This window comes from Streptomyces sp. NPDC001843 (assembly GCF_042891955.1).
Taxonomy (GTDB): Bacteria; Actinomycetota; Actinomycetes; order Streptomycetales; family Streptomycetaceae; genus Streptomyces.
This window is the reverse complement of record NZ_JBIATQ010000025.1, coordinates 1-21,159: the sequence shown is the minus strand read 5'-3', so window position 1 is coordinate 21,159 and position 21,159 is coordinate 1. Positions and strand designations below refer to the sequence as shown.

Annotated in this window: 20 protein-coding genes; 8 read left to right on the top strand and 12 right to left on the bottom strand. The window is 69.1% G+C overall.

Annotated elements, in window-relative coordinates; all coding sequences use genetic code 11:
• Positions 1 to 51: 51 nt before the first annotated feature.
• The 4 genes from ACFYZQ_RS38050 to ACFYZQ_RS38035 all read left to right on the top strand — a co-directional run bounded on the left by ACFYZQ_RS38050 (position 52) and on the right by ACFYZQ_RS38035 (position 4,342).
• The gene (locus ACFYZQ_RS38050) at positions 52 to 873 is read left to right on the top strand and encodes a BTAD domain-containing putative transcriptional regulator (RefSeq protein ID WP_389158372.1); all 822 of its coding nucleotides are present in this window, start codon (positions 52 to 54) and stop codon (positions 871 to 873) included.
• 138 nt (positions 874 to 1,011) lie between these two features.
• Positions 1,012 to 1,797 carry a thioesterase II family protein gene (locus ACFYZQ_RS38045; protein WP_389158370.1) on the top strand — a complete coding sequence of 262 codons (786 nt, stop codon included), beginning with the start codon at positions 1,012 to 1,014 and terminating at the stop codon, positions 1,795 to 1,797.
• Positions 1,794 to 3,059 carry a beta-ketoacyl-[acyl-carrier-protein] synthase family protein gene (locus ACFYZQ_RS38040; protein ID WP_389158367.1) on the top strand — a complete coding sequence of 422 codons (1,266 nt, stop codon included), beginning with the start codon at positions 1,794 to 1,796 and terminating at the stop codon, positions 3,057 to 3,059. Before ACFYZQ_RS38045 ends, ACFYZQ_RS38040 begins: the two co-directional genes overlap by 4 nt.
• Positions 3,056 to 4,342 (top strand): ketosynthase chain-length factor, encoded by a 1,287-nt coding sequence (locus ACFYZQ_RS38035; RefSeq protein ID WP_389158364.1) that lies wholly within the window; start codon positions 3,056 to 3,058, stop codon positions 4,340 to 4,342. Before ACFYZQ_RS38040 ends, ACFYZQ_RS38035 begins: the two co-directional genes overlap by 4 nt.
• Before the next feature lie 85 nt (positions 4,343 to 4,427).
• Here ACFYZQ_RS38035 and ACFYZQ_RS38030 read toward each other — a convergent pair whose 3' ends face one another.
• The 4 genes from ACFYZQ_RS38030 to ACFYZQ_RS38015 form a co-directional block, all read right to left on the bottom strand.
• Positions 4,428 to 5,303 (bottom strand): BTAD domain-containing putative transcriptional regulator, encoded by an 876-nt coding sequence (locus tag ACFYZQ_RS38030; RefSeq protein ID WP_389158537.1) that lies wholly within the window; start codon positions 5,301 to 5,303, stop codon positions 4,428 to 4,430.
• Between the two features lie 373 nt (positions 5,304 to 5,676).
• Positions 5,677 to 6,303, bottom strand: a complete 627-nt coding sequence (locus ACFYZQ_RS38025) for a ScbR family autoregulator-binding transcription factor (protein WP_389158361.1) — start codon at positions 6,301 to 6,303, stop codon at positions 5,677 to 5,679.
• Positions 6,304 to 6,314: 11 nt separating this feature from the next.
• Complete coding sequence (locus ACFYZQ_RS38020) at positions 6,315 to 7,832, bottom strand: acyl-CoA carboxylase subunit beta (protein WP_389158534.1); 1,518 nt, start codon at positions 7,830 to 7,832, stop codon at positions 6,315 to 6,317.
• Between the two features lie 177 nt (positions 7,833 to 8,009).
• Complete coding sequence (locus ACFYZQ_RS38015; RefSeq protein WP_389158358.1) at positions 8,010 to 8,204, bottom strand: acyl-CoA carboxylase subunit epsilon; 195 nt, start codon at positions 8,202 to 8,204, stop codon at positions 8,010 to 8,012.
• A 333-nt stretch (positions 8,205 to 8,537) separates the two neighbouring features.
• Between ACFYZQ_RS38015 and ACFYZQ_RS38010 the strand changes: the two genes are divergently transcribed.
• On the top strand, positions 8,538 to 10,001 hold the full coding sequence (locus tag ACFYZQ_RS38010; protein WP_389158355.1) for a multicopper oxidase family protein: 1,464 nt from the start codon (positions 8,538 to 8,540) through the stop codon (positions 9,999 to 10,001).
• 164 nt (positions 10,002 to 10,165) lie between these two features.
• Here ACFYZQ_RS38010 and ACFYZQ_RS38005 read toward each other — a convergent pair whose 3' ends face one another.
• From ACFYZQ_RS38005 to ACFYZQ_RS37990, 4 genes are all read right to left on the bottom strand, one after another.
• Positions 10,166 to 10,810 (bottom strand): ScbR family autoregulator-binding transcription factor, encoded by a 645-nt coding sequence (locus ACFYZQ_RS38005; protein WP_389158353.1) that lies wholly within the window; start codon positions 10,808 to 10,810, stop codon positions 10,166 to 10,168.
• A 138-nt stretch (positions 10,811 to 10,948) separates the two neighbouring features.
• A complete protein-coding gene (locus ACFYZQ_RS38000) occupies positions 10,949 to 11,722 on the bottom strand; it encodes an SDR family NAD(P)-dependent oxidoreductase (RefSeq protein WP_389158350.1) in 774 nt (257 codons plus the stop codon).
• Positions 11,719 to 12,471: an HAD family phosphatase gene (locus ACFYZQ_RS37995; protein WP_389158347.1), complete on the bottom strand. Its 753-nt coding sequence runs from the start codon at positions 12,469 to 12,471 to the stop codon at positions 11,719 to 11,721. Before ACFYZQ_RS37995 ends, ACFYZQ_RS38000 begins: the two co-directional genes overlap by 4 nt.
• Before the next feature lie 35 nt (positions 12,472 to 12,506).
• Positions 12,507 to 13,736 carry a cytochrome P450 gene (locus ACFYZQ_RS37990; protein WP_389158344.1) on the bottom strand — a complete coding sequence of 410 codons (1,230 nt, stop codon included), beginning with the start codon at positions 13,734 to 13,736 and terminating at the stop codon, positions 12,507 to 12,509.
• 290 nt (positions 13,737 to 14,026) lie between these two features.
• Here ACFYZQ_RS37990 and ACFYZQ_RS37985 point away from each other — a divergent pair, with 290 nt between their 5' ends.
• Positions 14,027 to 14,971 (top strand): ScbA/BarX family gamma-butyrolactone biosynthesis protein, encoded by a 945-nt coding sequence (locus ACFYZQ_RS37985; RefSeq protein WP_389158341.1) that lies wholly within the window; start codon positions 14,027 to 14,029, stop codon positions 14,969 to 14,971.
• A 468-nt stretch (positions 14,972 to 15,439) separates the two neighbouring features.
• On the opposite strand, the gene ACFYZQ_RS37980 is transcribed toward ACFYZQ_RS37985, so the two are convergent.
• From ACFYZQ_RS37980 to ACFYZQ_RS37965, 4 genes are all read right to left on the bottom strand, one after another.
• Complete coding sequence (locus ACFYZQ_RS37980; protein WP_389158338.1) at positions 15,440 to 15,829, bottom strand: DUF6009 family protein; 390 nt, start codon at positions 15,827 to 15,829, stop codon at positions 15,440 to 15,442.
• On the bottom strand, positions 15,826 to 17,352 hold the full coding sequence (locus tag ACFYZQ_RS37975; protein ID WP_389158335.1) for a phage/plasmid primase, P4 family: 1,527 nt from the start codon (positions 17,350 to 17,352) through the stop codon (positions 15,826 to 15,828). Before ACFYZQ_RS37975 ends, ACFYZQ_RS37980 begins: the two co-directional genes overlap by 4 nt.
• Positions 17,349 to 18,458, bottom strand: a complete 1,110-nt coding sequence (locus ACFYZQ_RS37970; protein WP_389158332.1) for a bifunctional DNA primase/polymerase — start codon at positions 18,456 to 18,458, stop codon at positions 17,349 to 17,351. Before ACFYZQ_RS37970 ends, ACFYZQ_RS37975 begins: the two co-directional genes overlap by 4 nt.
• 637 nt (positions 18,459 to 19,095) lie before the next feature.
• The gene (locus ACFYZQ_RS37965; RefSeq protein WP_389158330.1) at positions 19,096 to 19,548 is read right to left on the bottom strand and encodes a DUF2871 domain-containing protein; all 453 of its coding nucleotides are present in this window, start codon (positions 19,546 to 19,548) and stop codon (positions 19,096 to 19,098) included.
• Positions 19,549 to 19,573: 25 nt separating this feature from the next.
• On the opposite strand from ACFYZQ_RS37965, the gene ACFYZQ_RS37960 reads away from it, so the two are divergent.
• Together ACFYZQ_RS37960 and ACFYZQ_RS37955 are read left to right on the top strand one after the other, a co-directional pair.
• Complete coding sequence (locus ACFYZQ_RS37960) at positions 19,574 to 19,819, top strand: hypothetical protein (protein ID WP_389158327.1); 246 nt, start codon at positions 19,574 to 19,576, stop codon at positions 19,817 to 19,819.
• Between the two features lie 96 nt (positions 19,820 to 19,915).
• On the top strand, positions 19,916 to 21,159 hold a 1,244-nt coding region (locus ACFYZQ_RS37955; protein ID WP_389158324.1), incomplete at its 3' end, for a 2-oxoacid:acceptor oxidoreductase family protein.

The window sequence follows — 21,159 nt, the reverse complement described above, 5'->3', positions numbered from 1 at the left end:
GCTCGATCAACGCTCTGATCCGACGGCCGCCGTAACGGCACGGAGGGAATCATGAACATAAAAGTCCTGGGTGCGTTGAACGCCGAAGTCAACGGAATATCGATCGTGCCGACCGCGGGGAAGCCCCGCCAGGTCCTGGCGCTCCTCGCCCTCTACCCCGGCCGGGTCGTGCCGGTGCCGACCATCATGGAGGAGATCTGGGGCACCGAACTGCCGCAGAGTTCGCTGACCACGCTCCAGACGTACATCCTCCAGCTGCGCCGCAGGCTGGGCACCGCCATGGGACCGGACGTGCCGGACTCGGCCAAGGACGTGCTCGCCACCCGCTACGGCGGCTACCTGTTGCAGATCCCCTCGGAGGCGGTCGACGCCTACCGGTACGAGCGTCTGGTCACCGAGGGCCGACAGGCCTTCGAGGACGGCGACGACGCCCGGGCGTCCTCCTTGCTGCGCGAGGCGCTCGACCTGTGGGAGGGGCCGGCGCTGGTCGACGTCCGGGTCGGTCCGGTCCTGGAGATCGAGGTGATGCGGCTGGAGCAGAGCCGCCTGGTCGCCCAGGAACGCCGTATCGACGCCGATCTGCGGCTGGGCCGGCACGTCGAGCTGATCGCCGAGCTGACCGATCTGATCGCCCGCCACCCCCAGCATGAGGGCCTGCACTCGCAGGCGATGGTGGCGCTGTACCGCTCGGGCCGGCAGGCCGCCGCGCTCGACGTCTACCGCCGGCTGCGGCAGCGGCTGATCGACGAGCTGGGAGTGGAGCCATCGCCGCAGCTGCAGCGGATGCACCAGGCGATGCTCGCCGTCGACCCGCGCCTGGACATCATCGCCGGACCGCGGCGGACGTCGACGTTCGACCTGTACGCCGCATAGTGGCCGCCCCCCGTAGCGGCACGGAGTCGAGCGCCGCCCAAGCCGTGGTTGCGAAGCTCGGTTGATCCGGGTGCGGCGATCGTGCCGGCGGCCCGGCGGGAGGACTGGGCTCGACGAGGTTCAGGAGGAGGGCGACTGATGGCTTCGCGGACGGAGGCCGAGGAGACCGGCGGACAACGGGTCAGGCTGCACTGTCTCGCCCACGCGGGGGCGGGCGTGACGAGTTATCGCAACTGGCCCGCGGCGGTCGGCCCGGTGGTCGACGTGGTCGCTCTGCCGCTTCCGGGACGGGACAGCCGCCGGCGCGAACCCCGGGTGACCGACCGGGCCGGTCTGCTGGCCGACCTGCTGCCGACGCTGCTCAAGGCCGCCGAGGAGGGTCCGTACGCGCTGTACGGGCACAGTCTGGGCGCCCTCGTGGCATACACGCTCACACGGGCGCTCGACGACGCCGGCGTGCCACCGCCGCTGTTCCTCGCGGTGGGCGCCTGTCTGCCGCCGCACACCGCGACCGCCTTGGTGAGCGCCGCCGACCTGCCCGACGAGCAACTGCTGCCACTGCTGGGGGACCTTGGGTCGCTGCCGCAGGGCACTGCCGCATCCCCGGGCGGGCTGTGGCGCCGCACCGTGCTGCCCGTGCTCCGCGACGACCTGCGGCTGGCCCGGTCCCTGCGCGAGGCCGCGCTGGACCCCGTCACCGGCGGCCCCGTCCGGTGCCCGGTACTCGTCTTCGGGGGCACCGACGACCCGTTGGCGGCGCCCGACTCACTGGGCAACTGGCAGCAGTGGGCCAGCGGGCCGATCGTCCGGCACACCGTCGCGGGGGACCACTTCTTCGCGGGCTCCGTGGAACTGCCGCGGCTGGTCGGGCGGGCGTGCCGGGACCGGGTGGTGGCCGCGGGGGCGCCGGGAGGAGCCCGATGAATCGCGTCGTGATCACCGGGTTGGGGGTTGTCGCACCCGGGGCCGTGGGCACGGGCCCGTTCTGGTCGCTGCTGACCTCCGGCAGCACCGCCACCCGCGGCATCACCCTCTTCGACGCCCTCCCGCACCGCTCGCGCGTCGCCGCCGAGGTCGACTTCCAGGCGCAGGCGTACGGGTTCTCCCTGTCCGACACCGAACGCCTGGACCGCGTCACACAGTTCGCGTTGGTCAGCGCGCGTGAGGCGGTCGCCGACAGCGGGCTGGACGACGCGGGCGACCCCTTGCGCATCGGGGTGAGCATGGGCAGTGCCATCGGCTGCACCACGGGCCTGGCCACTCAGTACGCCCTGCTCAGCGACTGCGGCACGGCCTGGGACGTGAACTACACGCAGGCCGCCGACTACCTCTACGACTACTTCGTGCCCAGTTCCCTGGCGGCCGAGGTGGCGCGCGACTGCGGCGCGCAGGGACCGGTGGGTCTGGTCTCCAGCGGCTGCACCTCGGGCCTGGACGCGATCGGGCACGGCATGGACCTGGTCCGTGACGGTAGTGCCGACGTGGTCATCGCCGGCGGTGCGGAGGCTCCGATCTCGCCGATCTCCATGGCGTGCTTCGACCGCATGCGGATCACCAGTTCACGCAACGACGAGCCGGAAACGGCCAGCAGGCCCTACGACCGCACCCGTGACGGCTTCGTCCTCGGCGAGGGCGCGGCCGTGGTGGTCCTGGAGGAACTGGAACACGCGCGCCGCCGGGGCGCGCACGTCTACGCCGAGTTGTCCGGCTTCGCGGCCTTCAGCAGCGCGCACCACATGACGGGGCTGCGCCCGGGCGGAGCGGAGATGGCCGCCACCATCCGGGCGGCGCTGAACCAGGCCCGGCTGAATCCGGTCGACGTCGACTACATCAACGCACACGGCGCAGGCACCAAGCTCAACGACCGGCACGAGACGCACGCCTTCAAGGCGAGCCTGGGCGATCACGCCCGCCGGATCCCGGTCAGCTCCATCAAATCGATGATCGGGCACGCCTTGGGCGCGGCCGGCGCCCTCGACGTCGTGGCCAGTGCGCTGGCCGTCCAGCACGACACGGTGCCGCCGACCGCCAATCTGCACGAGCCGGATCCGACCTGCGACCTGGACTACACGCCGTTGTTCGCCCGGGAGCAGCGCACCAGCACGGTGCTGAGCGTCGCCAGCGGATTCGGCGGCTTCCACAGTGCCGCGGTGCTCACCCGGCCCCGCCTGCGGGTGGCGGCATGACGGCCCGCGCGGCAGGGACAGGGGCGACGGCGTCCGCTACGGACGGCGTCCGGGACGGGGCGGGGCGCCGTCAGGCTCTGGTCACCGGCATCGGTGTGGCCGCGCCGAACGGTCTGGGTGTACGGGACTGGTGGGAAGCGGTGCTGCGGGGACGCAGTGGCATCGGTCCCCTCACCCGTTTCGACGCCTCGAACTACCCGGTGCGGATCGCGGGCGAGCTGCCCGACTTCATCGACGAGCAGCACATCCCGAGCAGGCTGATGCCGGAGACCGACCGGGTGACGCGTATCGCGCTCATGGTCGCTGAAGAGGCCTTGGCGGACGCGGCCGTGGACGTGGGCGCTCTGCCGGAGTACGGCGCCGGTGTGATCACCGCGAGTTCGGCGGGCGGGGCTGAGTTCGGCCAGCGGGGGCTGGCCGCGCTGTGGTGCAAGGGTGCGCGGTACGTCAGCGTGTACCAGTCCGCCGCCTGGTTCCACGCGGCGAGCCCCGCGCAGATCTCGATCCGGCACCGGCTGCGCGGAGCGGGCTCCACGATCATCAGTGAGCAGGCGGGTGGCATCGACGCCCTCTCCCGCGCCCGGCGGCGGGTCCGGGACGGCGCGAGCCTGATGGTCACCGGCGGGGTCGACTCCACGCTGTGCCCTTGGGGCTGGGCCGCGCACCTCGCGGACGGACGGCTGAGCCGGACTGCTGATCCGGCCTGTGCCTTCCGGCCGTTCGACGCCTCCGCCGACGGCCATGTCGTGGGCGAGGGGGGCGCGTTGCTGGTCGTGGAGGACGCCGCGGCGGCCGCCCGGCGTGGTGCGGTCGGCTACGGATTCGTTGTCGGCTGTGCGGCCACCTTCGACGGTCCGGACCGGCCGCGTCTGCGCGAGGCCTGCGAACTGGCTCTGGCGGATGCGGGGATGGCCCCGGGTGACGTCGACGTGGTCTTCGCGGATGCGGCGGGAGAACGGGCGGCGGACCGGGAGGAGAGCGCGGCGCTGTGCGCCCTGTTCGGGCCATTCGGAGTTCCCGTGACGGCGCCGAAGTCGATGACCGGCCGACTGGGGGCGGGAGGTGCGTCGCTGGACCTGGCAGCCGCTCTGCTGGCCCTTCGGCACGGGGTGGTGCCGCCGACCACGGGCACCGTGCGGGTCGCGGACGACTGCGCCGTGGACCTGGTCGTCGGACGGCCCCGCACGCTACCCCGGCTGCGCACCGCGCTGGTGCTCGCCCGCGGCCGGGGCGGTTTCAACTCGGCGGCGGTCCTACGCGGTACGGCACCGCCCGTACCGTGACACGGCGCCCGCGGGTGGGCTCCACCGGTGCACCTGGCCGCCCGGCTGCCGGGGCCGCCCGGGTGCCGGGCCGGGCGCCCGGCGGTCAGCTCGTCCGGGCGACGGGGCGGCGGCCCTTGCCGTTCGGGGCCGTTGCCGCTGGGGCGTCGGGGCGGCGTCCGTTGCCGTTCGGGGCCGTTGCCGCTGGGGCGTCGGGGCGGGCCATGAGTATCGACCGCTGGAGCCGGCTCAAAGCGACGGACGGTTCCAGGCCCAGCTCCGACACGAGCGTGGAGCGCAGCCGCTGGTAGACGTCGAGAGCCTCACCGCGGCGGCCCGAGCGGTGCAGGGCGAGCATGAACTGCCCGTGCAGGCTCTCGTGCATCCGGTACTGGTTGACCAGCACCGTCAGCTCCGGCAGCAGCTCACGGTGGCGGCCCAGCCGCAGATCGGCCTCTATGCGCTGGTCGAGCGCGCACAGCCGGGTCTCCTCCAGCCGCTTGGCCTCCATGTCGATCAGGCTGCCGACCTGTATGTCGGTGAGCGCGGGTCCGCTCCACAGGGAGAGCGCATCGGCCAGGCGCCGGGCGGCGCCGGTGTAGTCCTCGGCGTCCATGGCCCGGTAGCCGGCGCCCGCGCGGCGCTCGAACTCCCGGTAGTCGACGGTTCCGGCTCGGGTCTCCAGGCGGTAGCCGCCGGGGACGGTGGCGAGGATGTCCTTGGGGGTGCACCGTTCATCCTCGCGGTGCGCTAGCGCCTCCGCGATCAGTTCCCGCAGTTGCAGAACATAGGTCTGCAGGGTGGTGCGCGCGCTGCGCGGTGGCTTGGCCCCCCACAGTTCCTCGACCAGGGCGGCCACGGGGACCACCTGGTCGGCGTGCAGGGCGAGCAGGGCCAGGACCTGCCTTGGCTTGGGAGCCGTCGGCACGACCGACACTCCGTTCTCGCGCACTGACAGCGCACCGAGCACTTCGATGTCCACTTTCTCCCCCATGTGTTCACGCTGGAGACCGGTGCTCGGCCTACACGCTTCGCCGCCGGGGTCCGGTGCTCTGCTTTGTCACTGGACCCATCGATAAAAAAACAGCACAGTCGGTTTGTCAATATGGCACAGCCAGAATCCGGCTTGAGCGACGATATTTGGCCATCCGAGATGTCGAACGCTGTCCGCCATCCAGCTGATCCAGGCAGGGAAACCGCAGGTTGATGCCAAGGCTCCGGTTCTGCACGGCTCAGAACACCGAAACAAGAGCGCCAAGGGCCGTAGGGCACCGATCCGGCCGGAAACACGCCTTGCCCCCGACCCGAAGACGGCTCCTTCAGGGCGGGGGTGCGGTAGCGGCCCAAACGGTTCGTCAAAAACCGCTGCGCCGGGGCTCTCCGGTGGTCAGCTCGGCGAAGACGGCCTGGGCAGCGACGGAAGGCAGCAACAGCCGCCAGAACTCGGTGATCGTGTCTGCGGACAGCCACGCCGCGTCCCGGGAACCGAGCACCTCGAACCCCACGGTCGCCGCCACCACGGCGGAGCTGACCCGCCCCGGCGCCGCACCCTCGCACAACTCGCCGCGCGTCCGGCTCCTGCGCACGTGCTCCTCGACCCAGTTCCGCCAGTACTCGCGCAGGTTGGTGTGAGGCTCGCGGGTGGCCTCACCGCTCAGCGCGAACCCCGCGCGCAGCACCACGTCGTCGCGCAGCGCCTGTGCCAGCCAGTGCGTGACGTCGATGAGGTGCTGCAGATGACTCGCCCCGGAGCGGACGGGCTCGTAAGTGATGGTCTGCAGGACCGCGGCCGCCGCCTCTTCCACCGCGTCCGCCAGGGCGCCCTTGTTGGCGAAGTGGAAATGCAGTGCCCCGCTGCTCACCCCGGCGCGCGAACTGATCTTGGTGAGGGACGCGACCGGAAAGCCCTCCTGGTCGAAGGCCTCGGCCGCCGCCCGGATCAGTGCTTCTCGCGTGCGCAGCGCACGCTCCTGCTTGACCATCAACTGCTCCGTTATTGGGGTGGATTGCCGTGCTTACGCGAAGGCACGTCGGCGTGCTTGGTGCGGAGCATCGTCAGCGAACGGATGAGCACCTCGCGGGTGTCGGCGGGGTCGATGACGTCGTCGACCAGGCCGCGTTCGGCCGCGTAGTACGGGTGCATCAGCTCGGCCTTGTACTCCTTGACCATGCGCTCACGCATGGCCTCGGGGTCGTCGGACTCGGCGATCTGCCGGCGGAAGATGACGTTCGCGGCACCTTCGGCGCCCATCACGGCGATCTCGTTCGTCGGCCAGGCATAGGTGAGGTCGGCGCCGATGGACTGGCTGTCCATGACGATGTACGCACCTCCGTACGCCTTGCGCAGGATCAGGGAGATCCTCGGCACGGTCGCGTTGCAGTAGGCGTACAGCAGCTTCGCGCCGTGCCGGATGATGCCGCCGTGCTCCTGGTCCACGCCGGGCAAGAACCCGGGAACGTCCAGCAAGGTCACGATCGGGATGTTGAAGGCGTCACACATCTGGACGAAGCGCGCAGCCTTTTCGCTGGCCTCGATGTCCAGGACGCCCGCGAGGACCTGCGGCTGGTTGGCGATGATGCCGACCACCTGGCCGTTGAGCCGGGCCAGCGCGCAGATGATGTTGCGGGCCCAGCGCTCGTGGACCTCGAGGTACTCGCCGTCGTCGACGATCTCCTCGATGACCTTGACCATGTCGTACGGCCGGTTGCCGTCCGCCGGGACGAGGTCCAGCAGCACCTCCGACCGCCGGGTCTGCGGGTCGGTGCACGGCACGCAGGGCGGATACTCGCGGTTGTTCTGCGGAAGCATCGACAGCAGGTAGCGCACCTCGGCGATGCAGGTCTCCTCGTCGTCGTAGGCGAAGTGGCACACGCCGGAGGTCTCGGCGTGCACGTCCGCGCCGCCGAGCCCGTTCTGGGTGATCTCCTCGCCCGTGACGGCCTTGACGACGTCCGGGCCGGTGATGAACATCTGCGAGGTGTCCCGGACCATGAACACGAAGTCCGTCAGCGCCGGGCTGTAGGCCGCACCGCCGGCGCACGGGCCGAGCATCACGGAGATCTGCGGGATGACCCCGGAGGCCTTGGTGTTGCGCTGGAAGATCCCGCCGTACCCGGCCAGCGCCGAGACGCCCTCCTGGATACGGGCACCGGCACCGTCGTTGAGCGACACCAGCGGCGCCCCGGCCGCGATGGCCATGTCCATGATCTTGTGGATCTTCGTCGCGTGGGCCTCACCCAGCGCACCACCGAAGATCCGGAAGTCGTGGGCGTACACGAACACGGTCCGCCCCTCGACCGTGCCCCAGCCGGTGATCACACCGTCCGTGTACGGCTTCTTCGCCTCCAGCCCGAACCCGCTCGCCCGGTGCCGGCGCAACTGCTCGACCTCCTGGAAGGACCCCGGGTCCAGCAGCAGCTCGATCCGCTCCCGGGCCGTCAGCTTGCCCTTCGCGTGCTGCGCCTGGGTCGCCTTCTCACTCGGGCCCGCCACCGCCTCGTCCCGGACCATCTGCAGTTCGGCCACCCGCTCACGCGTGTTGGCCGCCTCGGCGGAGACCCGAGGAATGTCATTGATGACCGTCACTGGACAACTCCCTCCCTCGCGGTGCGGCCGACGACAGGGTAACAAACCGCTAAGACGGTTTGTAGTGGCACGCACACGATATGCCAGGTCAAACGCCTGGTCTCACTGCCAGCTGTAGGGAGAGCGGTACGCCGCGGCAGCCCGCTCAGGGCGCCACAGCGGGACATCGGATGCCTGCTCGGCGTCGGCGTCCACGCCTTGGGCCAGCAGCGAATACAACACGACGGTGACCGCCGCCAGTTCCTCGTCCGTGGCCTGGCCCCGCTCCACCCGAAGTACGGCACCCGTGCTGCTCATCGGCCGACTCCCCCTTCGTCGAAACTCTCTGCAACCGTCGGCCACGCCGCTCAAGGGCCGCTCTCGGCTCGGTCGAGACCCGTCGGCCGACCGCTGCACATCCGGTCGGGCCGGGAATCCGCCCGGCCGTCGCGACACCGGCCCTTCCGACCCGGCGATTCGGTGCTCCGGACCCATCAGGGACACGGTCGTGCCCGGGGAAGGAGGCGGGTCGGCCCGCGTCACGGCAGCGGACCTCTCCCCTCCACCCAGCACCGCACGAGGGGCATGTGCTGGAGTCGGCAATCGCCGCGCGCCCCGCCTCCCTGACGCGGCCGGTCGACAAGGAGGACCATGCCCACTCGACGTTCCGTACTCACCGCAGGCCTCGCTGCGGCAGGCTCCGCCACTTTGACGGGAGCAGCCCTCACGCCACTGCTGCGCAGCGAGGAACCGCTCGGCACTCAGCTCACCTCGGCGGCCTCGCCCGTGGTGGAGAAATACCGTCTCCCCCTGTCCATCCCGCGGGTGCTCGCGCCGTACTCCACTGCTGGCGGTGTCGACCGCTACCGCGTCACGATGCAGTCGGCCCGCGCACAGATCCTGCCCGGCATCCAGACCGACGTCCTGACCTACGGAGGCCACTTTCCCGGCCCCGTCATCCAGGCCCGCTCCGGGCGCGCGGTCTCCGTCGAGCAGTACAACACCCTCGACATGCCCACCTCGGTCCATCTGCATGGCGCCTCGGTACCCGAGCAGGACGACGGCAAGCCGATGCTCACCATCGCGCCGGGTGACCGGCGCACATACACGTACCCGAACCAGCAGCCGCACGCCTCGCTGTGGTTCCACGACCATGCGCACCACATGGAGTCCGAGCACGTCTACCGCGGCCTGGCCGGCACCTACCTGCTCACCGACGCCGTCGAGCAGGCGCTGCCGCTGCCCAAGGGCGCGTACGACGTCCCGATCGCCATCCGTGACGCCCGCTTCGACGAGAACGGCCAGCTGGTGTACGTGATGGGCGACCACCCGAACCGCACCACACTGCTGGCCAACGGCCGGGCCTACCCCTACTTCGAGGTGGCCGCCCGCAAGTACCGGCTGCGCCTACTGAACTCCGCCAACCTGCGCTCCGTACGGCTGCGCCTGGCCGACGGCGGGGAGATCGTGCAGATCGGCTCCGACGGCGGCCTGCTGCCCAAGCCCTACGCCACCGACGCAGTCGCCCTCTCCCCCGGCGAACGCGCCGACGTGGTCATCGACTTCTCCCGCTACCCGGTGGGCACTCGGCTGGTGCTGCAGAACACCAATCTGGAAGGCGGACCGGCCGACCAGCTCGGCGAGGTGCTGCGCTTCGACGTGGTGCGCACAGCCACCGACCGCAGCGAGGTTCCCTCCGAGCTGCGCACCCTGCCGCCACTGCCGACGCCCACGGCCGAGCGGACGGTGGTGCTGAGCATGGACGAGTCCGGCGGCCCGGACCCGAAGGGATTCGTGAACGGCAAGGTGTACGACCCCGACCGCGTGGACGACTTCATCCGCTACGGTGCCAGTGAAGTGTGGACCGTGACCAACGGGAACCAGTTCGTCCCGCACAACCTGCACATCCACCTGGTGCAGTTCCGGGTCCTGGAGCGCGACGGGAAGGCGCCGGGCCCCGCCGAGTCGGGCCTGAAGGACACTGTGATGGTCATGCCGGGCGAGACGGTGAAGCTGCAGGCGACGTTCGACACCTACCGCGGCACCTACCTCTACCACTGCCATCTGATCGATCACTCCGCCATGGGCATGATGGCCCAGTTCCGGGTGTCATGACCTGCCAGAGCCACCCGGAACAGCGCGAACAGCTACCGGACCGGACCACCCGTGAACGAACCATCCGTGCCGTTTGTAAGCGGCCGCTTCCGGTCGGCGGAAGGGTCCCCAGGCTCTCACCCGGGGACCCGACGGCAGGCACGGCGGTGGCGGGCACGAGGGGGTCAGGACTCCGCCTGCGCCGGCTCGGGCCAGCTCAGGTGCTCCCGTTCCGCGATGACGCGGGCGCCCCGGTCGGCCGCCGTGTCCAGCCTGATCAGCGCCGCGGGCGTGGCAATGGCCGGCAGCATGTGGTTGAAGAGCACCGAGACGCGCTCACTCAGATCGGCCCAGCCCGAGCTCGCCTCGGAGAACATCTGCGTGCCGATCCAGGACGCGAGGAAACACTCCGCGGTTTCCGCGGGCACCACGTGGGGCAGCACTTCGCCCTGTTCCTTGGCCTGGCTGAGATAGCTGGTGGAGAGTTCCGTCCAGGCGGGCCAGGCGCTGCCCAACAGGAGCCTGCTGTGCAGGTCCGCCGACAGACGGATGCCGGCGAGGAGCACGACGTCCTTCGGGATCTGGTAGGCGAGCGTCATGCCGACGTCCACCCACTCCTGGAGCTTCAGCTCACGGGGAACCCAGTAGTCGCTGGTGATCTGGGCCTCTATCACCCCCCGGGCCAACGCTTCCTTGGAATCGAAGTGGAAGTACAGCGCTCCCTTGGTCACCTCGGCCCGCTCGAGGATCTCGGCGATGGTCGCTGCGGCGTAGCCCCGCTCGGCGAAGACCGACGCTGCAGCCTCGATAACAGCACGACGGGTCCGCACTGCTCGTACCTGGCGCGCCATAGTGACCTCCACCAAGAGAAATAAAAACCGAACGTTACGTACCTTACCCGTTACCAGGGCCTCCTACCCTGGCTTCGAAGGCACGGATGCTTCTCCCCTGGCGCGTCCGACGGCTCGTCACCACGCCGTCCGGCCTCCGTCCACGGCGAGAGTGGCGCCCGTGACGAAGCTCGCCTTGTCGCTGCACAGCCAGGCGGCTGCCTCCGCCACCTCTTCCGGGTCGGCCGCTCGGGCCTGCGGGGCGGAGGCGTAGGCCCGCTTCTCCGCTTCCGGGTTGACCGCGAACCACTGCTCGACCATCTCCGAACGCGTCAGGCCCGGGGCTATCGCATTGACGCGTATGCCATGCGGCGCGTACTCCACCGCCGCCGCCTTGGTCAGACCGATCACTGCGTGCTTGGAAGCGATGTAGGGGGCGGCGGTGGAGGATGCGACCAGGCCGCCGACACTGCTGGTGTTGACGATCGCGCCTCCGCCAGTCCGCAACATCGCGGCGATCTCGTGCCGCAGGCAGTTCCACACGCCCCGCACGTTCGTCTCCATGACGTGGTCGTAGGCCGCGTCGTCGGTGAGGTGCATGGGCACCTTCTCGATCCCGGCGCCGGCGTTGTTGAACGCCAGTTCCAGTCGCCCGTACCGCTGCACCACGTACTCCACCGCCTGCCGGCTCTGCTCGCCGTCCCGCACGTCCGCGACGTGGAAGCTGGCCTCCGCGCCGGTGTCGCGCAGTTCCGCAACGAGCTCGCGCAGCCGGCCCTCCCGGCGCGCCGTCACGACGACCACAGCTCCCTGCCGCGCGAAGACATGTGCCGCCGCCGCTCCGATCCCGCTGCTGGCGCCGGTGATGAGCGCGACCTTCCCGGCAAGCGGGGCCTCGGTGACCTGGGTCACGACAGCACCTCGCTCTTCCGGGTCGTGTCCGAAGCGTCGCCGTCGCTTCCACGCCGCCAGCTGGTGCCCTCGGCTGCCTCGCGGTCGACACAGGCGAGCAGTTCCTCGTCGATGGCGGACAGGGAGTCCACCAGGTGCCGTACACCGACGGCCTGCATGAGCTCCCTCTGGAAGCCGTGTGCGTAGGAGCCGGGGTGGCCGATGAAGGCGACGTCCAGTTCCTTCGCCTGCTCGGCGACGGTCGCCACGTCGTCGATGAAGAGCACCTGGTCGAAGGGGAGTCCGAAGACGTCCCGCGTGATCTCCGGAATGCCCGGGCGGAAATCGTTGGTGCAGATGTAACGAGGGCCGGTGAAGTACGACGCCCAGGTGCCCAGGTGGCGGTCGAAGTGACTCTTGTCCAGGCCGCCGTAGCACACGATCTGCAGTCCGAGGGCGCGCAGTCGCTGCAACAGCGCGAGCGCACCGTCGAGCACGCGCACCGGATGCGTCCGCAGGTACCGGTCGCGTTCGGCGAAATAGGCGTCGATGATGTCTTGCGGGGACACGCTGCTACCCGTGGCTTGCACGAACGCCTGGGCTGCAGCCAGGCGCGGCCGGGAGAAGACGGCACGCTCCAGCTCGGGCGTGTACTCCACCCCCTGTTGAACGGCGAGACGGTGGATGACCGGGCTGAAGGTGTCGTTGAGCAGGACACCGTCTATGTCGACGGCGGCGAGGCGCAGGGTGCGCAGGGGTGCGTGCGGCATGGAGGTCTCCTGAGGACTGCGAAGTCGGGCGGCGGTCAGGGCGCGGGCGTCAGCAGCACCGGAAGTCGTGTGTGTCCGCTGGAGATGAACGACTCGAGCCTGATGAGCTCGTCGGCCGGCACGGCCAGCCGCATGTGCGGGAAGCGCTCGAAGAGAGCGGCCAGCGCGATCGTCGCCTCGCTCATGGCCAGGGGGCGGCCCAGGCAGTGGTGCACCCCATGGCCGAAGGCGAGGTGGTCACGGCGCGTGGGGCGTGTGGCGTCGAAGGTGCTCGCGTCGGGGCCGTGGGTGCCGGTGTCGCGGCCGGCGGCGACGAGGGACAGCACGATGGGCTCGCCGGCGGGGATGACCGTTCCGTCGAGATCGATGTCCTCCACGGCGAATCGTATCGGGACGGTGGCCACCGGCGCCTGGCACCGCAGCGTCTCGTCCACCACGGCCTCCCAGCCGACGGCGCCTTCACGGACCAGACGCAGTTGCCCGGGGTGGGTGAGCAGGGCGCAGATGGCGTGGTCGAGGAGGTTGACGGTCGTCTCGTGCCCTGCCCCGAGGATCAGGTGGAGGGTGTCCACGAGCTCTTTCTCCGTCAGTCCGTCCCCATCCTCGTCCCTGATGGTGATCAGTGCGCTGGTGAGGTCGACGGCCGGCTCGGCACGCTTGCGCCGGACGAGGGCACTGAGCAGCGAGTACAGCTCGGCCTGGTTCTTCTGCGCCGAGGCCGGGTCCGTGGTGGTGGTGAACAGGACCCTCACCACCCGGTGGAAGTCGTGGCTCTCCCGGCCCTCCAGGCCGAGCAGCTCGGAGATCACGCGGATGGGCAGCTCGTAGGCGAACTCCTTGCGTACGTCGACCACGTGCCCGGCCGGGACGTCTTCCAGCCGGGTGAGCAGTTCGTCGGCGATCTCGGTGATCCGCGGCCGCAGCTCGGCCACCCTCCGAGCGGTGAAGGCACCCGCGATCAGTTTGCGCAGTCTGGTGTGCTGCTCCCCGTACGCGGTGAGCATGCTGCGGACCGACACCCACATCGCCAGCGGCCAGGTTTCGTTCACCTGGCCGTTGATCCAGTCGGGCCAGTGCCGGTAGGCGTCCTTGGACACCCGCGGGTCCGTCAGGACCCGCTTGATCAGGTCGTGCCGGTTGACGGACCAGGCAGTCACGCCTCCGGGCAGGACGACGGGAACGACCGCGCCGAGCTGCCGCAGCCGCGCGGCTTCCTCGTACAGGTCCTGGCCTGAGGGATCCAGCACCAAAGGTGATGTGCTCACTTGCCGCCTCCACATGACGATGTCAAAGAAACCGCGCTGCGGGTTTTTGAAGCACCCGTAGTTGATCACACGACAGCAGTACAGCAGGGACTTTTCGGTGCCTTTCTTGTCAATCCCTCACCAAATCCCCCTGAAGATCAGCGTGTTGACGACACACAGCGGAACCTCTCGTTCACTCACCGGGTCCACGCTTGACCAATCCTTTACTTAGCGTCCGCGCCAAGAAAACCGGTAGGTCCGTATCTTATTAGCCGTTGTCGCACAGAGCATCAAGGCATGGGGGGTCTTCGATGAGTCTGCACACCGCTCAGCACCGATTCGCACTGCCGACGCTGCCTCGGCTAACCACCACCGTTCCGAAGGAGTATGTCCACCGGGCGTCTCTGGCCGAAGTGTTCCTGACCGGATGCACCAGCCATGACGACCAGCGGTTCTCGCTCACCGGGCAGTGGCCGCGTGCGCACACGCTCTTCCGTAGCTACGACGGAGCCAGCCATGACCCGCTGCAAGTTGCAGAGACCTTTCGCCAGGCGGGCATCTTCCTTGCCCACGCGGAACTCGACGTACCGCTCGGGCACCGTTTCGTGATGTGGAACCTCAGCTACACCACGTACCCGGAGCAACTGCGCATCGCCTCGGCACCGACCGACTTCGACCTCGAGGCACGGTGTGCGGAGATCACCTGGCGGCGGGGAATCGCCAGCTCGATGCGCATGGAGCTGGCCATCCGACGCGACGGAGAGCTCGTGGCGTCCGGTGCCGGCACCTTCTCCACCACTCCGCCAGCCGTTTACCAACGGCTGCGAGCGAACCGGAAAGCCAGCTCGGATCCCGTCTTCGACCTGCGTGAGGAACGCGATCCACTCGTCCCCCACACAGTGGGCCGCACCTCCGCGGCCGACGTGGTGCTCTCCGCAACCGGCAATCCCACCCGGTGGATGCTCACGCCGGACCTGGAACACCCGATCTTCTTCGACCACAGCGACGACCACATGCCGGGCATGGTGCTGCTGGAAGGAGCCCGTCAGGCGGCCTGCGCCGCGGTCGCCCCGCAGCGCCTGACCCCTGCCAGCGCGTCCACCGAGTTCTGCAACTACGCCGAACTCGACTCGCCTTGCTGGATCGATGTCACCGATGTCGTCCGGGAGGGCAGCGGCATGATGACGGTTCAGGTCGCCGGGCAGCAGAACGGAAAGACGGTCTTCGTCTCGACGATCACGGGGCCGGTCGGCTGACGGCACAGTCCGCGGCAGACACCCGTTTGATGTCACCATCGTTCCGCGCCGCCTGCGGCGCTCGGTCCTCCGAGCCTGCAGGCGGCTTCGTCATACCGCCTCGTCCGCCTCGGCGCCGGTGTCCACAGCCGGCTCGTCCGTGCACCCATGTCCATACCGCAGGCCTCCCCCTCGCCGTGCATGCCATAGGAGAGGAAGGACGTCGTCCGCGTTCACCCTCTGCCGAGGAGTCCGTTCCACCCCTGTCCGGTAAACAGAGACCGCCGGGCGAGCCCCGTCCTCTCGGCAGCCGTCGACAGGCGACCTCGTCCCGGACCCACGCCCGGGGTCGGGCTCGAAAGACGGAACGACCAGGCCTCATCATTCTGGCAGCACGTCTCGTAGACGGCGTCTGAACATGTTGTTCCGCTTGGTCCGGCCTCCGCTGCACCCTGTTCGGGCCCGCTGGCAGCAGCCGGAAGTCCTCCCCTACCGCAGCAACTGCGGCACCGCCGAGGAGGGGGGCCCACCCTCGGACCGCTCGGTCTTGAGCCCCTTGCTGCCGGGCGCGAGCGTGCGCGGGTCGACGGCCTCGGCCGGGGCCCCCGTGGCGTACAGGCCGTCGGGATCGGTGTCGCGGTCATGCGGGAGCAGCCAGAAGACCCGGCGTCGGAAAGTGCCCGAAGAGCGGGACGGTTTGGCCCCGGGACCCAGAAGGGCGTAACCGACCATACGACCGTCGCGGTGGTAGGCCGGTTTGCCGCGTCGGGTCGGCAGCCGGTCCAGGCTCTGACGGACGTAGTCGAGCCTGCCAATGTCCTCCAGCCAGACGAAGTCGATCTCGTGAACGATCTCTTCCTCTGCTATGAGGGCACTCATGCTGTCTGCCCGTCGGCGACCAGAGCGATGCCCGGGTAGTACTTGCGCTGGTTGGACAGGATCATCTCCTTGGGCGATACCAGTCCCACCGCCTCGCGCACGCGCGCCGCGAAAGCCCGTGACGAGACAGGCGGAGCACCCTCATTCTGGCACCACGCGCGGTACGCCGCGTAGAGGTGTGCCTGTTCGGCTCTCAGGTCCTGCTCCAAACGGCACGACTCGGTCAGGAAGCGACCGATGTGGTCCTCGGTCTCCGCATACGCGGTCGTGGCGATACGGACGCGTTCGGGGCCGGTGAGGTCCTTCTCACCACCCAGATAGCGGCGGGCACCCCCGATGAGCCAGTTGAGGATGCCGGGGCCTTCCTCGGTGACGAGGATGTCCGCCAGGTTGTCGACCTTGCGGTCGTCGGGGACAACACGCTCGAAGGGGATCAGCCGCATTCTGCGCCAGAACGCCAGGCCGCCGGTACCGACCTCGGGCCGGTGGTTGCCCAGCAGCCAGAGCTTGTGCGTGGGCTGGAAGCTGAAGAAGTCCTGGCGCATCCGGCGCGCCTTGATCCTGTCCCCGCCGGTGAGCAGCTTGACCCGGGCTTCGTCGAACCGATCCCCCGGCTTGACCTCGCTGCACACGATGACCCGTCGGCCGTGCAGTTCCGCCAGGTCGGTTGGGTGCCCCTCGTAGGGTCGGGCCATCAGGAAACCGGGCGGGGCCGCATCGGCGTAGTCGCCGAGTAGCTTCATCAGCACGTCCAGTAGCACCGACTTGCCGTTCTTGCCGGAGCCGAACAGGAAGGGCATGACCTGCCCGCCGACGTCACCGGTGATGGAGTAGCCCAGCAGCAGATGCAAGAAATCGATCATCTGTGCACCTTCGGGGCCCTCCCCGAAGGTGTCGGTGAGGAAGCGGTGCCAGCGCGGGGTGGGCATGCTTCGCGGGGCGGCGCTCGTCGATCTGGAGTGGAAGTCCTTGTCGGGGTTCGGGGTACGGACCAGTCCAGTGCGCAGATCGACGATGCCGGCGGGGGTGCACAGTGCGTACGGGTCGGCGTCCAGACGGGCCGCGTTGAGCACCATGCCGGGAGCCGTCTTGGCCTGGGTGAGCATCGCGGTCATCCCACTGGTGCTCAGGGCACGGCGGCGGTGCTGCTGCAGCGCGACCGTGCTGTGCACACCGTGCGGATCGGTGGTGGCGATGCTCTCGGCCATCTCGCCGGCCGCCCACAGCACCGTGTCGTCCTCGTCGATCTGCCAGCGGGTGCTGTCCCAGCGGTGCCAGCCGAGCCCGGGGACATGCCGGTAGTCGCGGGAGTAGAGCTTGACGAACAGTTTGGCGTTGCCGCGGTCGGTCAGGGTGTCCGGCATCAGTCCCTCCACCGTGGCCACTCCCCCGCCGTCGGCACCGGACACCCCGAGAGGGGCACGGTGGCCCTGGGCGGGCACCTGTGCGGCCTGGGCGAGGATCTGCGCGGCGACCGCCCGGGCGTCGAAGTCGAACAGGGCACCGCTGTCGTCGGGCATCATCGGCGGCCCTCCAGAGGCAGCGGGCGCATACTGCCCGCGTTCAGCCCGCTGCGGATGACGGCGCGGCTGCGCCGCTCCTGCCCGGGCCGAGCATGCTCGGCGACACCCTTGAGGATCCGTTCGGCGTCCTCGAGGGTCAGATGTCCGGCGGTGACCAGTCCTCCCGCGGTGTAGGCGGCGCGGTTGAGTTTCTCGGTGAACGCCGTGCCCTCCGGCACAGCGGCGCAGGCGGCCACCTCGGCCAGGAGGGGGATGAGGACCCGACCCGCCGCTCCCTGACCGCCGCCCGCCGCCAGGACCGCCTGCCGGGCGCGTGCGGGTACGGGGCGCGGTGTCGAAACATGCGCCGGGGGCAGGTGCCCGGTGCGTTCCAGTTCGCGGGCCAGCCAGGCGGGCAGCGGTGCAGGCTCACGGACGGCACCGACGGGAGTGTACGTACCGGCCTCGGTCACGGTGCCCGGTGCGACGATGTAGCCGCCGTTCGCGCGGACGTCTACCTGCCAAGCCAGCGCTCGTGCGCTGCCTGAGCCGCTGGAGCACTGCCAGCGCTGACCCTCGTTCACCCGGTACCACACGTGCCGGCCGCCCGATGGCGTCCGTACGCGGAGCGTCGACTCGTCGTCGGCAGGGCTGGTAGCGCCGCACAGGGCGGCCAGCACTCCAAGTGTGTGGAACCCGTTGGCCAGGCCTCTGATGTCCACCCGGTCGGAGATCCCGATGCCCGGCAGCAGCCGGTCCCGGCTGGGCAGCTGGCCTCCGTGCACGTCGATGTCGATGACCAGGAGTCGGGCAGGACCGCAGGCGACGCCGACACCGAAGCCAGGGTTCTGCCCCCACCACTGCTCGATGCGGGCGAAGTCGAGAGTGGCTGCGTGGAACCCGTGGCACCAGCGGCCGACGGCCACACAGGGGCAGCCCAGGTGGGTGTGACCCGGCTCGCGGCATGCCGCGCAGCTCCCCGCAGGCGTCTTGCGGCCCGGCACCAACGGGTGGACCGGCCAGCCTCTGCTGGCGCACCACCGGGCGATGGCTGTTGAGCGCGGAGCGCCCGACCCGGGATCGGACCGCCGTGAGTCGCTGCGCAAAGTCCGCAGCTCATCGGTCATGCATTCCCCCATCAGCGACCGAAGCGACTCAACAACTGACAATGACAGGCTCAGACTAGCCAACCGGCCGTGAAACGGGTGGCCCCTGTGGAAAGAACGCGTTCCGCCATGCCGGAGTTCTGCCAGCGACCGAGACCCGGAACTCACAGCGACTGAGGGATTCTCAGTCGCTGCTTCAGTAGCTGGACAAAACTGCAGGTCAGAGACACGCGATAGACGTAACAGCGACTGAAGCGACTCAAGGTGTCTATATATAACGCCCACACGCGCGCGCACACACGTATGCGCACACACGCGAATGTCTTCATATACCCGGGCCATGAGTCGCTTCGGTCGCTGACGGTACCTGGAAAGGCTTGTTGACCTGCGGTTTTCATCGAGCGACCGAAGAGCTACCGAACCGCCGAGGGTCGCTGCCGTTCGGTAGCTGAGGCTCCCGTCGGGCACGCCAACCCTTCTGCGGCTGTTCCTCCGTGCCGACAGCAAGCGACTGAAGCCGGGTCAAGGGACTGTGGAGCGACCCTGGACGATTCCAGGAGCGGGCGACGATGCCCTGCTGCCCCAGCGGCCTGGACCGAGATGTCGTAGGGGCCGTGCTGGATGCTGACCGGGAGACGAAGACGAAAAGAGGGCCGGCTCAGGCAGATGTCTTGGCGCGCTCCGGCTCATCGGCCGGCGGCTGCCGGGCTGGCTCCTTCAGGCGCTTGCCGAGCAACACGAACAACAGGATGAGCCCGACCGTGAGCAGGATGTGGCCGCATCCTGCGATCGCCGGCACGGTCTCCGGCACATCGTGGCCGAGCACGGTCAGGCTGCCGTGCACACCCATCATGGCCACGGTGACCACGATGCCCGCGTTGTAGAACCAGAAGAAGTAGGTGAACAGCTTCGTCCCAGACAACTGGAACTGTTTGTCGAGCGCCAGGACGATCAGGAAGCCCAGCATGCCCAGCGCCAGTAGGTGGGTGTGCATGAGGGAGAGCTGAGTGTCCCCGGTGAAGTCCTCGGCCTTGGTGAACTCCCGGTAGAAGAGCCCGGAGACCACTCCCACGATCATGTAGACGTGCGCTGCGTAATACGACTTCCGCATCGTAGTGCTCGCTCCCCGGCGGCCGATGACCATGCTGACGCTGCACATTCAAGCAGCGGTGCACATCGAGCGCGGCGCAATTACCCTGCTCGCAGGGTCAGTTGAGCGTTCCAGCAGCGCGTGTCAGTACAGGCAGGCCCAACTGGCCGCACCTTCCGCCGCAGTCGACTTCGACGAGGAGCACAGCCGCGAGTTCACCTGCCTCACCGCCGAACTCCTCGCCCCGCACACCGACCGCTTCCTCTCCCTCACTCGGGCCATCGCCGAGTGAGGCGCAGCCGTACGACGGCACTAGTGACCTTCTAACAGCCCTGGTTAGCCTCGGGACGGGTACAGACGCCCCGGACCGACAGGAGCCGACACGCGTATGTCTGTGGAAACCACCGCGCCGCCTGAGAGGGTGCCAGCGCCCGCGCCGTCGCCCGCGAAGGACGTCCGACGCCTCGACCGAGTGATCATCCGGTTCGCGGGTGATTCGGGTGATGGTATGCAGCTCACGGGTGACCGGTTCACGTCGGAGACGGCGTCGTTCGGGAACGACCTGTCGACGTTGCCGAACTTTCCGGCGGAGATCCGTGCTCCTGCCGGGACTCTGCCGGGTGTGTCGTCGTTCCAGCTGCATTTCGCCGATCATGACATCCTCACCCCCGGGGACGCGCCGAACGTGCTGGTGGCGATGAACCCGGCCGCCTTGAAGGCCAACATCGGCGATCTGCCGCGCGGGGCGGAGATCATCGTCAATACGGACGAGTTCACCAGGCGGGCTTTGCAGAAGGTCGGCTATGCGTCCGATCCGTTGGAGGACGGTTCGCTGGACGGTTACGGCCTGCATCCGGTGCCGCTGACCACGCTCACGGTGGAGGCGCTGAAGGAGTTCGATCTGTCCCGTAAGGAGGCCGAGCGCAGCAAGAACATGTTCGCGCTGGGCCTGTTGTCGTGGATGTATCACCGGCCGACGGAGGGTACGGAAAACTTCCTGAAGTCGAAGTTCGCGGGGAAGCCGGAGATCGCCGAGGCGAACATCGCGGCGTTTAGGGCGGGCTGGAACTTCGGGGAGACGACGGAGGATTTCGCGGTCTCCTACGAGGTGGCGCCGGCGGCGAAGGCGTTCCCGGTGGGCACCTACCGCAACATCTCGGGGAACCTGGCGCTGGCCTACGGGCTGGTGGCGGCGTCGCGGCAGGCGGATCTGCCGTTGTTCCTGGGTTCGTATCCGATCACGCCGGCCTCGGACATCCTTCACGAACTCAGCAAGCACAAGAACTTCGGTGTGCGCACGTTCCAGGCGGAGGATGAGATCGCCGGCATCGGCGCGGCACTCGGTGCGGCCTTCGGCGGCTCACTCGCGGTAACCACTACCTCGGGTCCCGGTATCGCCCTCAAGAGCGAGACGGTCGGTCTGGCGGTGTCGCTGGAGCTGCCGTTGCTGGTGGTGGACATCCAGCGCGGCGGTCCGTCGACGGGGTTGCCGACCAAGACGGAGCAGGCGGATCTGCTGCAGGCGATGTTCGGCCGTAACGGCGAGGCCCCCGTCCCGGTGGTCGCGCCGAGGACGCCCGCGGACTGCTTCGACGCCGCCCTGGAGGCGGCCCGGATCGCGCTGGTCTACCG

Coding starts and splice junctions, on each gene's coding strand:
- ACFYZQ_RS38050 (WP_389158372.1), top strand. CDS start 52: ATGAACATAAAAGTCCTGGGTGCGTTGAACGCCGAAGTCAACGGAATA.
- ACFYZQ_RS38045 (WP_389158370.1), top strand. CDS start 1,012: ATGGCTTCGCGGACGGAGGCCGAGGAGACCGGCGGACAACGGGTCAGG.
- ACFYZQ_RS38040 (WP_389158367.1), top strand. CDS start 1,794: ATGAATCGCGTCGTGATCACCGGGTTGGGGGTTGTCGCACCCGGGGCC.
- ACFYZQ_RS38035 (WP_389158364.1), top strand. CDS start 3,056: ATGACGGCCCGCGCGGCAGGGACAGGGGCGACGGCGTCCGCTACGGAC.
- ACFYZQ_RS38025 (WP_389158361.1), bottom strand. CDS start 6,303: ATGGTCAAGCAGGAGCGTGCGCTGCGCACGCGAGAAGCACTGATCCGG.
- ACFYZQ_RS38020 (WP_389158534.1), bottom strand. CDS start 7,832: ATGGTCCGGGACGAGGCGGTGGCGGGCCCGAGTGAGAAGGCGACCCAG.
- ACFYZQ_RS38015 (WP_389158358.1), bottom strand. CDS start 8,204: ATGAGCAGCACGGGTGCCGTACTTCGGGTGGAGCGGGGCCAGGCCACG.
- ACFYZQ_RS38010 (WP_389158355.1), top strand. CDS start 8,538: ATGCCCACTCGACGTTCCGTACTCACCGCAGGCCTCGCTGCGGCAGGC.
- ACFYZQ_RS37995 (WP_389158347.1), bottom strand. CDS start 12,471: ATGCCGCACGCACCCCTGCGCACCCTGCGCCTCGCCGCCGTCGACATA.
- ACFYZQ_RS37985 (WP_389158341.1), top strand. CDS start 14,027: ATGAGTCTGCACACCGCTCAGCACCGATTCGCACTGCCGACGCTGCCT.
- ACFYZQ_RS37980 (WP_389158338.1), bottom strand. CDS start 15,829: ATGAGTGCCCTCATAGCAGAGGAAGAGATCGTTCACGAGATCGACTTC.
- ACFYZQ_RS37975 (WP_389158335.1), bottom strand. CDS start 17,352: ATGATGCCCGACGACAGCGGTGCCCTGTTCGACTTCGACGCCCGGGCG.
- ACFYZQ_RS37970 (WP_389158332.1), bottom strand. CDS start 18,458: ATGACCGATGAGCTGCGGACTTTGCGCAGCGACTCACGGCGGTCCGAT.
- ACFYZQ_RS37965 (WP_389158330.1), bottom strand. CDS start 19,548: ATGCGGAAGTCGTATTACGCAGCGCACGTCTACATGATCGTGGGAGTG.
- ACFYZQ_RS37960 (WP_389158327.1), top strand. CDS start 19,574: ATGACCATGCTGACGCTGCACATTCAAGCAGCGGTGCACATCGAGCGC.